Below are 13,224 nucleotides of genomic sequence, written 5' to 3'. Positions count from 1 at the left end.
GGCCGTCACCTCAACCGTGGCCGCCCGCGGTCCGCTCCTCCCGGCGCCGAGCGCCCGTCCGGCACGGCCGCTCCCCGCCGAGCGGACGACGCTCTCGGGCCGGTTGGCGGGCCCCGACCGCCCGGTGCAGCTGCAGCGCCTGCGGGGCAGCCGGTGGGTGGGGGTGGCGCGCACGCCGGTGCGCCGCGGCCGGTGGGCCGTCACGCTGCGAGCGCGCCCCGGTGCCACCGCCTACCGCGTCGTCGCCCCGGCGACCCGGGCCGGCGGCCGTCGCCTCCCGCGCCGCGCCAGCCGGGTCCGCACCGTGCACGCGACGCAGTCGGCCGCGCTCGAGGTGCGCCCGGCGACGCTCGTCGGCGAGGAGGTCCCCCTGCGCGTCGTCGCGCTGCCGGCCCGGGCCGGGCGCCCGCTGCTGCTCGAGCAGCTGCGCGGCGGCACCTGGGCCGAGGTCGCGACGCTGCGCTCGGGAGCGGCGGGCGCCGCGGCGTACACCCTGCCGGGCGGCACCACCCGCACCGACCTGCTGCGCGTCACCGCGCTGCCCTGGCGCGGCGCGCCGGCCACCACCTCGCCCGAGCGCACCCTGGACCGGGCGCCGCGGGCGCTGCCCCGCGTCGGCTGGCCGCAGGAGGCCTTCCCCGTCAACCGCACGCAGGTCACGGTCGTCGACGTGCCGCAGGAGCTCGAGGGCCCGGTCGAGGTGTTCCTCGACGGGGTGCGGCTCGGCCGGGCGACGCGCTGCCCCGCCAGTGCCGAGACCGAGCCGTGCGCCAGCGGCGGGGACCCGACCGACCCCGACGCGCTGCTGCGCCACACCTTCGCCTGGGACACCACGCTCGTGCCCAACGGTCCGCACGACTTCACCGCCCGCACCGCAGGCCGCCACGGCCGCCTCGCCGACTCCGTGCGCGTCACCGTGCTGAACGCGGTCCCCGACGCCGTGCCCACCGGGCTGCCGGAGGGCTTCAGCCTCGAGACGGTGGCGAGCGGGTTCACCCTGCCGACCCAGGTCGAGGTGCTCACCGGCGACAGCGCCCTCGTCGCCGAGAAGGGCGGCACCGTCCGCCTGGTCCGCGACGGGCGGATCGACCCGCGGCCGGTGCTCGACCTCGGCGACCGCGTCGTCACCGAGGGCGACATGGGCCTCGTGGCGATGGCGGTCGGCCCGCGCTTCGACCGCGCGCGGGTGAGCGGCGACCTCTACCTCGGCTGGGTGCACCACGACGAGGGCCGCCCCACCACCTTCCCGACCGTGCAGAACCAGCGGGTGTCGCGCTTCGTCGTGCGCAACGGCGTGGCAGACCCCAGGAGCGAGCGCGTGCTGCTGGGCGGCGCGCCCGCGGCGCAGTGCGAGGACGACGCCGACGCCCGCCGCCCCGGCTGCCTGCCCGCCCTCGGCACGGGCCACACCGTCGACGACCTGCTCTTCGCGCCCGACGGCTCGCTCTTCGTCTCCGTCGGCGACGGCATCCTCGTCGAGGGTGACTCATCGCTGAACCTGCGCGCGCAGGACCTCGACACCGCCCTCGGCAAGGTGCTGCGCATCGACCCCGCCACCGGTCGGGGGCTGCGCGGCAACCCCTTCGTGCGCTCCGGCACCCCCCTCACGAGCCACCGCGCCCGCGTGTGGGCCTACGGCCTGCGCAACCCCTTCCGCATGACCCGCAACCCCCGCACCGGCCGGCTCTACGTCGGCGACGTCGGCAACGGCGCCACGGAGGAGGTCGACGTCGTGCGCCCCGGCGCCAACTTCGGCTGGCCGTGCTTCGAGGGCACCGTGCCCCAGGACGTCGACGGCCCCGTCTGCGCCGCCCTGCAGGCCGACCCGCGCTCGGTCACGGCCCCCGCGTGGTCCTACCCCCACACCGAGCGCGGCGGGTCGGTGGTGGGCGGTGCGTTCTACACCGGCGGCGAGTACCCACCCTCGTGGGACGGCACCCACGTGGTCGGCGACTACGCGCAGGGCTTCGTGTCGCAGCTGCGCTGGGACGCGCGCGACCGCCTCGTCGGCGAGCCCGTCCCGCTCGTCTCCCCGGAGGCCAGCGGGGCGCCCGTCGCCTTCGAGATGGGCCCCGACGGCCGGCTCTGGTACGTCGCGATCGGCGGCTTCGAGCCCGGCAGCGGCCAGCTGCGCCGACTGCGGTACGCCGCGGGGTGCCAGCCCGGCGAGTACGTCACGGAGCTCTTCGCCTCGACCACCCCCACCGGCACCCCCACCGGCACGCCCGCCGCGCGCCGGTGTGACCGGGAGCCGGGCGGCAGCTGGGGCGCGGGTGCCCCCGACCCGGCGCTGCCCGCCGACGGCTTCGCCGTGCGCTGGACCGGTCGGCCCACGCTGCCGGGCGGCACCTACCGCTTCTCGGCGACCACCGACGGCGCCCTGCGGGTCGAGGTCGACGGCCGCACCGTGCTCGAACGGGCCGCGACCTCCGGCCCGACCGCGACCACCTCCGAGCCGGTGCGGCTCGGGTCGGGCCAGCACCGCGTCGTCGTGGAGTACGCCCACGTCTCCGGCGAGGCCTCCCTCGCGCTGACCCGCGACCGCGTCGGCACGGCCCCGACGGTCCGGCTCACCGCACCCTGGAGCGGCCTCACCCTGCTCGACGGCGAGACGGTCGACTACACCGCGGTCGCGAGCGACGCCGAGGACGGCCCGCTCGGCGACGACGCGGTCGAGGTTCTCGCGGAGACCGTGCACTACCCCGTCGCGGGCGGCGCCACCAGCACGCCCCACAGTCACCCCGCGGCGGTCCGGCCCGGGCGCTCCGGCTCGGTGCGGGCCGACGGCGTCCACGCCCCCGGCCGGGTGCTGATGCGGCTCACCGCCCGCGCCACCGACAGCAGCGGGTGGACCAGCCTGAGCGCCCCGGTCTGGCTCTGCGTCGACGGCAACCGCGTCGGCCCGTGCGTGCCGCACGGCGCGGGCGGCGACGGGGGCGGCGACGGGGGCGACACACTGTCCCGGTGACCCCCGCTCCCCTGCCGCCCTACCGGCTCGGCTTCGTCGAGGGCGCCACCCCCGACAAGTGGGCCCGCCGCTGGCGCGAGCGGCGCCAGGAACCGATCGAGCTGGTGCCGCTGCTGCCGGAGGAGCAGCTCGAGGCCCTCGACAGCGGGCGGGTCGACGCGTGCATCGCGCGCCTCCCGGTGCCGGAGCGCTGCCACGTCGTCCGGTTGTACGACGACCCCGCCGTCGTCGTGGCACCCGCCGACCACCTCGTGGCGGCCGCCGACGAGGTGAGCCTGGCCGACCTCGCCGAGGAGCAGCTGGTGCTCCCGCCCGACACCGTGCCCGGCTGGACGGAGGTCTCGACCGTGGAGCGGCTGCCCTTCCCCGCCATGGGTGTGCGCGAGGCCGTCGAGGTGGTCGCCTCGGGCACCGGCGTCGTGGTCGTGCCGGCCTCCGTCGCGCGCCTGCACGCCCGCAAGGACACCGTGGTGCGCCCCGTCGTCGACGGGCCCGTCTCCGAGGTGGCGCTGGTGTGGTTGCGCGAGCACGACGACGAGCGCTCCCAGGAGCTCGTCGGCGTCGTGCGCGGGCGCACCGCCCGGAGCTCGCGCGGCGCCGCCCCCGACCCTGCCCGGTCAGCCGCGCCCCGGTCAGCCGCGCCCCCGCGGCGGCGGGGAGACGCCCGCCCGGCCGCGGGCCGAGGCGCTCAGCGCCGGCCCGGTCGCGGGCGTCGCTGACGCCGCACCCCGACCGCCACGCGGCTCACCAGCTCGAGGCGAGCGGACGACCCTCGGCGTAGCCGGCCGCGGACTGCACGCCGACCACCGCGCGCTCGTGGAGCTCGTCGAGCGTGGTCGCACCGGCGTAGGTGCACGCCGAGCGGACCCCGGCGCAGATCTGGTCGAGCAGGTCCTCGACGCCGGGGCGCGCGGGGTCGAGGTACATCCGCGACGAGGAGATGCCCTCCTCGTAGAGCCCCTTGCGCGCGCGGTCGAAGGCCGACTCCCCCGAGGTGCGGTGGGCCACCGCGCGGGCCGAGGCCATGCCGAAGGACACCTTGTAGGCGCGCCCGTCGGCGTCGTGCACGAGGTCGCCGGGCGACTCGTGCGTGCCGGCGAACCACGAGCCGACCATCACCGACGCGGCCCCGGCGGCGAGCGCGAGGGCCACGTCGCGCGGGTGCCGCACACCGCCGTCGGCCCACACGTGCGCACCGAGCTCGCGCGCCGCGGCCGCACACTCGAGCACGGCGGAGAACTGCGGCCGTCCGACACCGGTCATCATGCGGGTGGTGCACATCGCACCCGGTCCGACACCGACCTTCACGACGTCGGCCCCGGCGGCGACGAGGTCGCGGGTGCCGGCCGCCGAGACGACGTTGCCCGCCACGACCGGCACGGCGGGGTCGAGGGCGCGCACGGCGCGCAGCGCGTCGAGCATGCGGTCCTGGTGGCCGTGGGCGGTGTCGACGACCAGGCAGTCCACCCCGGCCTCGAGCAGCGCGGCCGCCTTGCCGGCCACGTCGCCGTTCACGCCGACCGCGGCGCCGACCCGCAGCCCGCCCCGGGCGTCGACCGCCGGGGCGTACACGGTCGCCCGGAGCGCCCCGGTGCGGGTGAGCACGCCGACGAGCCGCCCGTCGCGGTCGACCGCCGGCGCCAGCCGCAGCCGTGCCTGCTCGAGCCGCTCGAACGACGCACGGGGCTCGGCGTCGGCGTCGAGGAGCAGCGCGGGCGCCGACATGACCTCGCGCACCTGCGCGAACCGGTCCACCCCGGCGCAGTCCTCCTCGGTGACCACCCCGACGGGGCGGCCGTCCTCGACCACCACCGCGGCGCGGTGGGCCCGCTTGGGCAGCAGCGAGAGTGCCTCGGCGACCGTCTGGTGCGGCTCGAGCTCGATGGCGGTGTCGACCACGTGGTGGCGCTGCTTGACCCACGCGACCACGTCGCGCACCACCGGCACCGGGATGTCCTGCGGGACCACCGTCAGCCCGCCGCGCCGCGCGACCGTCTCGGCCATCCGCCGTCCGGCGATCGCGGTCATGTTCGAGACCACCACCGGGATGGTCGCGCCGGTGCCGTCGGCGGTGGTGAGGTCGACGTCGAAGCGGCTGGCCACCGTGGAGTGCTGCGGCACCGTGAAGACGTCGTCGTAGGTCAGGTCGTGCGGCGGGGCCGCGTCGTGGAGGAAGCGCACGTGGGGCCACGCTACGCGACACCGGGGCCCGGGGAGGCGTGCTCCCCGGGCCCCGGCGGGCCGCTGCGCGGTCGGTCAGGGCTTGGTGCGGCCCTTCCCGAGACCCGGCTTGGTGCGGACCGTGGTCGGCTCCGCGGTGGCTCCGACCAGCGCCTGCACCGCCGCGACCACGTCGACGAGACCCGTGCCCTTGTCGAAGGACGTGGTGAGGCCGCCGTCGGTCGGCTCGTAGGCCGCGCCGTCGGTGAACTTGTAGGTCGTGCCCTTCAGCGCCGCCTCGATCTCGGCCGGCGTCGCGGTCGGCTTCGCCTCGAACAGCTGCGCCACGATGCCCGCGACGTGCGGCGCCGCCATCGAGGTGCCGCTGATCGTGTTGAAGGTGCCGACGTCGAGCAGGCCGGGACCGTTGCGCGGGTCGAGGCCCGTGCCGCAGATCGGCATGGTGAGGCGGCACGAGGAGGTGATGGCCTCGCCGGGCGCGGAGAGGTCGGGGTAGGTCGCCTGGCGACCCGCCTCGCCGCGCGAGGAGTAGTCGCTCACGACGCCGTCACGGGTGCCGGTGTCCTGGTCGAAGTAGGACGCGACGGAGAGGATGCCGGGGGTCGGGTCCTGGCTGTCGGGGTTGACCACGTTGGCGGAGCCGTCGCCGCCGTCGTTGCCGGCGGCCCACACGGTGAGCACACCCTCGGCCGCGAGCGCCCGCTGCAGCTTGGCGGTGGCGGACTCGGGGTCGAACTCGCCGCCGCCGGACGGGCCGTAGGAGTTGTTGGTGACCTTGATCGGCGGGCAGACGGTGGCGGGGACGCCCTCGCCGCAGGGGGCCTCGTGGTTCTCCAGCACCCACTCCAGCGCCGTGTCGGCCCCGACGATGAACAGCACCGCGCCGGTGGCGAGCGAGACGAGCTTGGCGCCGGGAGCGGCGCCCTGCAGCTGCGCGCCGTCGCTGAGCGTGGTGGGTCGGCCGGCGACGATGCCGGACACGTGCGTGCCGTGGCCGCCGGCGGCGAGGGTGTCGGTGTCGACGAGCGGCCCGACGTCCTGGACCGTGCAGGCGATCTCGAAGAGGTCGCAGACCACCTTCTGGTTGCTGACCACGGCGGAGGAGCCGACGGCCTCGCGGAAGTAGGGGTGGGTCGGGTCGATGCCGGAGTCGATGACGCCGACGCTGACGCCCGAGCCGTCCAGGGCGCTGCCGTCGGCGCCCTTCAGCGTCGCGACCGCCTCGGCGCCGCGGGTGGCGACGTTCGAGGTCTCCTGCTGGAAGGTGATCGGCCGGTTGCCCTCGAGGTAGGTGACGCCCGGCTGGGTGCGGGCGGCCTCGATCTCCGCTGCGGTGCCGCGGGCCACGACGACGCCGATCCGCTCGAAGGCGGTGCCGCGCGTGAGACCGGCGGCGTCCACGGCGGCCTCGGCCGCGGCGAGGTCGGTGCCGTGCACCATCACGACGGCCTCGCCGGCACCGAGGTCGGCGAGCTGGTCGGCCAGGAAGTCCTGGACGCGGGCACCCGCGGGCTCGGCGGTGGCCGAGCCGGCGAGGGCGAGGGGCAGGGCCGGTGCGAGCAGCGCGGCGGCGGCGGCACAGGCGAGGGACAGGCGCGCGGGACGGCGCATGGGGGGTCCTCCTCCGAGTAGGGGTTGCCTCCCTCAACGGTCCAGACCACCGGAGGTCACGCCCCGGTCCGCGATCAGGCCCGCGTGGCGGAGATCCCCGTCCGTCCGGAGCGGAAGGCCTCGACGAAGAGCGTGTGGTCGCGCCGCACCCGCGCGGCGTACTCGACGGCGAAGTCGGTGACCCAGGCGCGGAACTCCTCGCGGCGGCCCTCGACCGAGGCGGCGACGGCGTCCTCGACCTGGATGTCGACGAGGTCCTGGTCGCTGTCCTCGTCGCTGGCGCAGTGCACCTTGGCGGTCGCGCGGCCGAGGCTGACCACCACCTCGCGGATGTCGTCGGGCTCGGTGATCCCGTGCCACTCGAGGTCCACCTCGAAGGGCGAGAGCTCGGCGACGACGTAGCCGACGCCGTCGACGGCCGTGTGGCCCAGCAGCGGGTCGGTGTGCACCTGCAGCGCGCGCTGCGAGACCACCGTGCGGTGACCCTCGTGCTCGAAGTAGCCCTCGATGCCCGCGGCGTCGACGAAACGGCTCACGGCCGGGACGTTGGCCTGCTTCAGGCTGAGGACGACGTCGTCGTCGAGCGCCTCGCTGCGGCCCTCGACCAGCACGTTGTACGCCGGGAGGCCGGCGCTGCCGATGCCGAAGCCGGAGACGCCGACGACGTCCCTGACCTGGTAGAAGAGGTCGCGGTCGATGCGCTTGTCGGGCGGGATCGTGGTCAGGTAGTGCGCGAACGCCTCCAGCACCCGCTCGCGCTCGGCGTCGTCGAGGCGGCGCCGCGGCGCGTCGTCGCGGAAGACCCGGCTGTCGCCCTCCTGCCGGGTCATCGGGTCGAGCACGTCGCCGCGCCGGCGCAGCCGGGCCGCGGCGAGGGCCGCCTGCACGTGGCCGGTCGTGTTGTCGAGGCGCAGCCCGAAGTCCTCGTCGTCGTCGGTGGCGCGGTAGCGGTCGACCTGGTCGAGGTAGGCGTCGACGTAGGTGCCCACCAGCGCGCGCACGGCGTCCTCGGGCAGCGCCTTCTGCCAGCAGGTCAGCGCCAGCGACGCGGCGAAGCGCTGGACGTCCCAGGTGAAGTGGCCGAGGTAGGCCTCGTCGAAGTCGTTGACGTCGAAGACCAGCCGGCCGTCGGAGGACAGGTAGGTGCCGAAGTTCTCGACGTGGAGGTCGCCGTGCACCCAGATCCGGTCGGCGCCGTGGCGCGCCCACGGGTCCGGGGCGGCGGTCACGTCGGCGAAGAACAGGCAGGCGGTCCCGCGGTAGAAGGCGTGCGGGTCGCGCGCCATCTTGCGGTACTTCGTGCGGAAGGCCGCGGGGTCGGCCGCCACCAGCGGCGCGAAGGCCTGCTCGAGCACGGTGACGATGTGCTCGGAGCGTGCCTCGTCGGACAGGGCGGTCGGCAGGTCGGTGGTCACGGCTCCGAGTGTGCCGCCCCACGTCGCCCTGAGCACCCGTGCTCAGGCAGGTCGAGCACGGCGACCGGTGCCGGCCCGGCCACGGCCACGGGAGGCTCGGGGCATGGACAACCCCACTGCCGCCAAGAACACCAACGCCTTCTACGCCCAGGCCGCCATCTCGTTCGGCCTGGCGCTCGTCTCCATGGTCTTCGCCGTGCTCTACCTGCCGGTCGACCCCTGGGTCCGGGCCTTCCTCGGCCTCGGCACCCTCTACCTCACCACCTCGGCCTTCACGCTCGCCAAGTGCGTGCGCGACGCCCAGGAGGCCTCCACCGTGGTGCAGCGCCTCGACCAGGCGCGCGTCGAGCGGATCCTCGCCGAGCACGACCCCTTCCGGGCCGTCTCCTGAGGTCCTGCTCACGTCGCCGGCACGGGTGGGCGCCGCCGTCGTGGGTACCGACCGGCCACTGACCGAACGGAAGGACGACCCATGTCGCTCTCGACCCTGACCGCCCTCCCCCGGCGCCTCGTCACCACGGCGTTCAGCGCCGCGACGCACCCCGTCGCGACCGTCGCGCACGGTGTCGGGCTCGCCCGCGGCACCGCCGCGGGGCTCGTGCACGTCGTGCGAGGCGGGTCCGACGCCTCCACCGACAGCACCTCGCGGGCACCCGGCGCTCCCGAGGCCGAGCGGGCCGGCTCGACCGGCACCGAGGCAGCGGTCGACGCCGCCGTGGACGAGCCGACCTTCGAGCCCGTGCCCTTCGAGCCCGAGCCGCCCGCCCCGGACCCCGAGCCCACCCCGGAGCCCGAGCGCACCGCACCCGGCTCGGTGGCCACGCCTGTCCCGGCGCCGCCGCCGGAGCGGACCCCGGAGCCCGAGGCCGAGGTCGTCTACTCCTCGACGACGCCCGAGGGCGCCGAGCCGGGCGCCGGCACCGGCCCCGGCGCGGGCGGCGACCAGGGCGGGGTGCTCGACCCCGCCACCGCGGCCGCGCTGCAGTCCGAGGCCGAGACGATGGCCCGGGCGGCCGACCCGCGCTTCGGCGACTGACGCACCACGGCACCTCACGACGTACGACGAGCGGCCGGCGCCCCCGCGGGGGTGCCGGCCGCTCGTGCGTGCGGAGGCTGGGCCGCTCTCGTGCTACTTGAGCTCGGCGCTGCTCAGGCCGAGCACCCGGCGGGCGACGATGAGCTGCTGGATCTGCTGGGTGCCCTCGAAGATGTCGAGGATCTTCGAGTCGCGGCCCCACTTCTCCAGCAGCTCGACCTCGGAGTAGCCGAGCGTGCCGCACAGCTCGATGCAGCTGAGGGTGACGTCGGAGCCCACCCGGCCGGCCTTCGCCTTCGCCATCGAGGCCTCGAGCGAGTTGGGCTGGCGGTTGTCGGCCATCCACGCCGCCTGCATGGTGAGCAGACGCGCGCCCTCCCAGTCGCTCTCGAGCTGGAGGAACTTCGCCGCCGCGGCCGCCTGCGACAGCGCCGGGCGGTCGTAGTCGATCTCGACGCCGGCCCGCTCGAGGAGCTCCCGGGTGAGGTCGAGGGAGGCGCGGGCGCAGCCGACCGCCATCGCCGCCACCAGGGGCCGGGTGTTGTCGAAGGTCGCCATCGCGCCGGCGAAGCCCTGCTTGACGTCGATCTCGGGGCTGCCGAGGAGGTTCTCGGCCGGCACGCGGCAGTCCTCGAAGATGATGACCGCGGTGTCGGAGGCGCGGATGCCGAGCTTGTGCTCGAGCCGCTCCACCCGCATGCCCGGAGTGCCCTTCTCGACGACGAAGGACTTGATGGCGGCGCGACCGAGGCTCTTGTCGAGCGTGGCCCACACGACCACGGAGTCGGCCCGGTCGCCGGAGGTGACGTAGATCTTCTCGCCGTTGATGACGTAGTGGTCGCCGTCGAGGCGCGCCGTGGTCGAGATGTTGGCGGAGTCGGAGCCGGTGCCGGGCTCGGTGATGGCCATCGCGGCCCACGTGCCCTTGAACCGCTCCTGCTGCTCCTCGTCGGCCACCGAGGCGATCGCGGAGTTGCCGAGGCCCTGACGCGGCATCGACAGCAGCAGGCCGGTGTCGCCCCAGCACATCTCGGCGATGGAGAGCACCGAGGCGAGGTTGGCGCCGTTCCTGACGCCGGTGTCGGCGGCCTTCTCGTCGCGCTTGACGCCGGCGGCGCCGGCGCCCTCCGAGGCGCCGGAGTCCGACAGGCCGTCGACCATGGCCGCCAGCATGTCGAGCTCCTTGGGGTAGGCGTGCTCCTCGCGGTCGTACTTGCGGGAGATCGGCCGGAGCATGTTCATCGCCACCTGGTGCGCCTGGTCGACCAGGGCCCGGTGCTTCTTGGGAGTCTCGAGGTTGATCATGGTCTTTCGGGGTCCCCTCGGTGTCGGGAGTGGGAGGAGCGGAGCGGGGGGAACGAGCGACAGCGTGGGGTGTTCAGACGAGCACCGCACCTTCCATGACGCCGATCGCACGCAGGTCGCGGTACCACCGCTCGACCGGGTGCTCCTTGACGAAGCCGTGTCCCCCGAGCAGCTGGACGCCGTCGAGGCCGATCTGCATCCCGCGGTCGGTGCAGGCCTTGCGGGCCAGCGCCACCTCGCGGGCGAAGTCCTTGCCCTGCGCCGCGCGGGAGGCGGCGCGGTAGGTCAGCAGCCGCATCGCCTGCAGCTCGATCGCGATGTTGGCCACCATGAAGGCCACCGACTGGCGGTGGGCGACCGGCTCGCCGAAGGCCTCGCGGGTCTTGACGTAGGGCGTGACGTAGTCGAGCACGGCCTGACCGGTGCCGACCGCCAGGGCGCACCAGGCGAGGCGCGAGAGCCGCACGCACTCGGCGTACGTCGTGCCGTCGGTGGCGCCGAGGACGGCGTCGACGGGCACCCGGACGCCGTCGAGGCGCAGCCGCGTGAGCGAGGCGGCGCGCACGCCCATGGCGGGGTCGGCCTCGACGCTCAACCCGGCGGCGGAGGACTCCACCAGCACGAGCACGGGCGCCCCGTCGAGCAGCGCGCCGACGACGAAGAGCTCCGCCTCGGCGCCGCGCACGACGGCGGACTTCAGGCCGTCGAGCACCAGCTCGCCGCCCTCGCGGCGCGCGGTGGTGGCCGGTGCCAGCACGTCGGCGAGCACCGTCGGCTCGCTCAGCGCGAGCGCCGCGGCCGGGACCTCGTCGCCGGTGAAGGCGGGCAGGTAGGTCTGCTGCTGCTGCTCGGTGCCCCACAGCGAGAGCGCCGTGGCGACGGAACCGGGAGCGAGGCTCGCCACGGCCAGGCCCATGTCGCCACGCGCGAGCGCCTCGGCGACCAGGGCGCCGGCCATCGCCGAGCGCTCCTCGGAGATGCCGCCGAGCGCCTCGGGGACGCCCAGGAGCGGCAGGCCCACCTCGAGACCGGCCTTCAGGACGGTGTCGGGCGCGACGCAGGCCGCGTCGGCCTCCGAGGCGGCGGGGCGCAGCACCTCGTCGGCCAGCTCGGTCACGACGTCGACGAGCATCTGCTCGTCCTCGGTCGGGGTGAGGTCGAAGGTGCCGGCGGGATCGGCGGGGCGGACGCGGACGCCGGGCTGGCCGGTCGCCCCCTTCCGGGCGAAGGTGCGGCTGGCGGCACCCGCCACCTTGAAGCCGTTGCGGGTCGCGGTGAAGACGGTCTGCTCGGCGGTGCGCCGCAGGCCGAGGCGGTCGATCAGCTCGCTCTGCGCCAGCACGTTGAGCGCAGCGACGGCGTAGCCGATCGGGTCGCGCGACTCCGAGCTGGACAGACCGTGCTTGCCGCCGGGGCGGAGGCTCTTGGTCAGGGACATGCCGCAACTGTAACTGTGAGTTGCACAGCGCGCTACAGACCGCGCGGTGGTGCGGGTCACCCGGGTGCGCGGACTAGGCTTGCCCACCATGGCCGACCCTGCTGAGACCGCCGCGCCCGACGACGTCCTCGCCCCCCACGGCCCGCTGCCCGCGGGCGGGCGGGTCCGGCCGATCACCCGCTGGGGCACGCCGGTCATGCACCGGGCGCAGCAGCGCGTCGCGACGTACGACGAGGGGTTGCGCTCGCTCGTCGCCGACATGGTGGCGACGATGTACGCCGCGGACGGCGTCGGGCTCGCCGCCTGCCAGGTCGGCGTCGACCTGGCCGTCTTCGTCTTCGACTGCCCCGACGCGAGCGGTCGCCGCACCGTCGGCGTCGTGTGCAACCCCGTGCTGACGCTGCCGGAGGGCCGCGACCGCCGGCTGGACGCCGACGACGAGGGCTGCCTGTCCTTCCCCGGCGCCTTCGTCGAGTGCGCGCGGCCCGACCACGCGCGCGTCGACGGCACCGGCCTCGACGGCGAGCCGGTCTCCTTCGAGGGCGACGGCCTGCTGGCGCGGTGCCTGCAGCACGAGACCGACCACACCCTCGGCACGGTCTTCGGCGACCGGTTGCCCACCAAGCTGCGCAAGAAGCTGGGCAAGCAGCACGAGAAGGCGGCCGAGGACTACCCCGCGGACTGGCCGGCGGGCGTCGCCGAGGGGGCTCAGGCGGTGGGCGCGGACCAGCCGGTGAACCCGACCGCGTAGGCGCGGGCGGTCGCGTCGCCGGCGGTGGCCAGGCGCTCGACCAGCGCCCGCCGCGGGCTGCCGTGGGGGCCGAGCTCGTCGAGCACCTCGGCGCGGGCCTCTGGGTCGAGGGCGCGGACCATGCGACCCACGCGGACGCCGTGGCGCACGAGGTCGGCCGGGCTGCTGCGGGTCACCAGGTGGTGCACCAGCGCCTCGCCGCGCAGCGCGCGGGCCTCCGCCCCCGGGTGGCCGGCGCGACCGTCGAGCAGCACGCCCAGGAGCACGGCGGTCGCGTGCTCGTCCAGGTGGTCCAGGGTGATGAGCGGGCGCTGCCGGCTGGCGGCGAGCACCTCGGCGTCGATGTCGACGACCTGCGCCGGCTGGGCCGGCCGCGCCCCGGCGCCGACGCGCTGGTGCGGCACCTGCGGCGCCGGAGGGGTCGTGGTCATGCCTGCTCAACGAGGGGCGCGACCGCGGGTCACGGGTGGGCCGGCCCCAGCGCCCCCTGGTCTGGGCCGGCCCCGGCGCGGCGGCTCC

The 13,224-nt window shown here is 75.7% G+C and carries 11 protein-coding genes; 5 read left to right on the top strand and 6 right to left on the bottom strand.

Features of this window, described 5'->3' with window-relative positions; translation table 11 throughout:
- The first annotated feature begins 103 nt into the window (after nucleotides 1-103).
- The gene (locus BJ989_RS10790; RefSeq protein ID WP_179518217.1) at nucleotides 104-2,968 is read left to right on the top strand and encodes a PQQ-dependent sugar dehydrogenase; all 2,865 of its coding nucleotides are present in this window, start codon (nucleotides 104-106) and stop codon (nucleotides 2,966-2,968) included.
- On the top strand, nucleotides 2,965-3,687 hold the full coding sequence (locus tag BJ989_RS10785; protein WP_343049270.1) for a LysR family substrate-binding domain-containing protein: 723 nt from the start codon (nucleotides 2,965-2,967) through the stop codon (nucleotides 3,685-3,687). The genes BJ989_RS10790 and BJ989_RS10785 overlap by 4 nt, the downstream gene beginning before the upstream one ends.
- A 25-nt stretch (nucleotides 3,688-3,712) precedes the next feature.
- Here BJ989_RS10785 and BJ989_RS10780 read toward each other — a convergent pair whose 3' ends face one another.
- The 3 genes from BJ989_RS10780 to BJ989_RS10770 form a co-directional block, all read right to left on the bottom strand.
- Nucleotides 3,713-5,149: a GuaB1 family IMP dehydrogenase-related protein gene (locus tag BJ989_RS10780; RefSeq protein ID WP_179518216.1), complete on the bottom strand. Its 1,437-nt coding sequence runs from the start codon at nucleotides 5,147-5,149 to the stop codon at nucleotides 3,713-3,715.
- Between the two features lie 75 nt (nucleotides 5,150-5,224).
- Nucleotides 5,225-6,760 (bottom strand): S8 family peptidase, encoded by a 1,536-nt coding sequence (locus BJ989_RS10775; RefSeq protein ID WP_179518215.1) that lies wholly within the window; start codon nucleotides 6,758-6,760, stop codon nucleotides 5,225-5,227.
- Nucleotides 6,761-6,834: 74 nt separating this feature from the next.
- On the bottom strand, nucleotides 6,835-8,175 hold the full coding sequence (locus tag BJ989_RS10770) for a DUF2252 domain-containing protein (RefSeq protein ID WP_343049269.1): 1,341 nt from the start codon (nucleotides 8,173-8,175) through the stop codon (nucleotides 6,835-6,837).
- Between the two features lie 103 nt (nucleotides 8,176-8,278).
- Between BJ989_RS10770 and BJ989_RS10765 the strand changes: the two genes are divergently transcribed.
- Nucleotides 8,279-8,566 (top strand): YiaA/YiaB family inner membrane protein, encoded by a 288-nt coding sequence (locus BJ989_RS10765; RefSeq protein WP_179518214.1) that lies wholly within the window; start codon nucleotides 8,279-8,281, stop codon nucleotides 8,564-8,566.
- Nucleotides 8,567-8,647: 81 nt separating this feature from the next.
- Nucleotides 8,648-9,211, top strand: a complete 564-nt coding sequence (locus BJ989_RS10760) for a hypothetical protein (protein WP_179518213.1) — start codon at nucleotides 8,648-8,650, stop codon at nucleotides 9,209-9,211.
- 93 nt (nucleotides 9,212-9,304) lie between these two features.
- On the opposite strand, the gene BJ989_RS10755 is transcribed toward BJ989_RS10760, so the two are convergent.
- Together BJ989_RS10755 and BJ989_RS10750 are read right to left on the bottom strand one after the other, a co-directional pair.
- Nucleotides 9,305-10,516, bottom strand: coding sequence for an acyl-CoA dehydrogenase family protein (locus BJ989_RS10755; RefSeq protein ID WP_179518212.1), 1,212 nt, complete (start codon nucleotides 10,514-10,516; stop codon nucleotides 9,305-9,307).
- A 73-nt stretch (nucleotides 10,517-10,589) separates the two neighbouring features.
- Nucleotides 10,590-11,954 (bottom strand): acyl-CoA dehydrogenase family protein, encoded by a 1,365-nt coding sequence (locus BJ989_RS10750; RefSeq protein WP_179518211.1) that lies wholly within the window; start codon nucleotides 11,952-11,954, stop codon nucleotides 10,590-10,592.
- A gap of 88 nt (nucleotides 11,955-12,042) precedes the next feature.
- On the opposite strand from BJ989_RS10750, the gene def reads away from it, so the two are divergent.
- Nucleotides 12,043-12,705, top strand: coding sequence for a peptide deformylase (gene def, locus BJ989_RS10745; RefSeq protein ID WP_179518210.1), 663 nt, complete (start codon nucleotides 12,043-12,045; stop codon nucleotides 12,703-12,705).
- On the opposite strand, the gene BJ989_RS10740 is transcribed toward def, so the two are convergent.
- On the bottom strand, nucleotides 12,663-13,136 hold the full coding sequence (locus BJ989_RS10740; RefSeq protein ID WP_179518209.1) for a hypothetical protein: 474 nt from the start codon (nucleotides 13,134-13,136) through the stop codon (nucleotides 12,663-12,665). The genes def and BJ989_RS10740 overlap by 43 nt on opposite strands.
- Nucleotides 13,137-13,224: the final 88 nt, after the last annotated feature.

The sequence above is a fragment of the Nocardioides perillae genome (assembly GCF_013409425.1).
In the GTDB taxonomy this organism is placed as follows: domain Bacteria; phylum Actinomycetota; class Actinomycetes; order Propionibacteriales; family Nocardioidaceae; genus Nocardioides; species Nocardioides perillae.
This window is presented reverse-complemented; position numbering and strand designations above follow the sequence as displayed.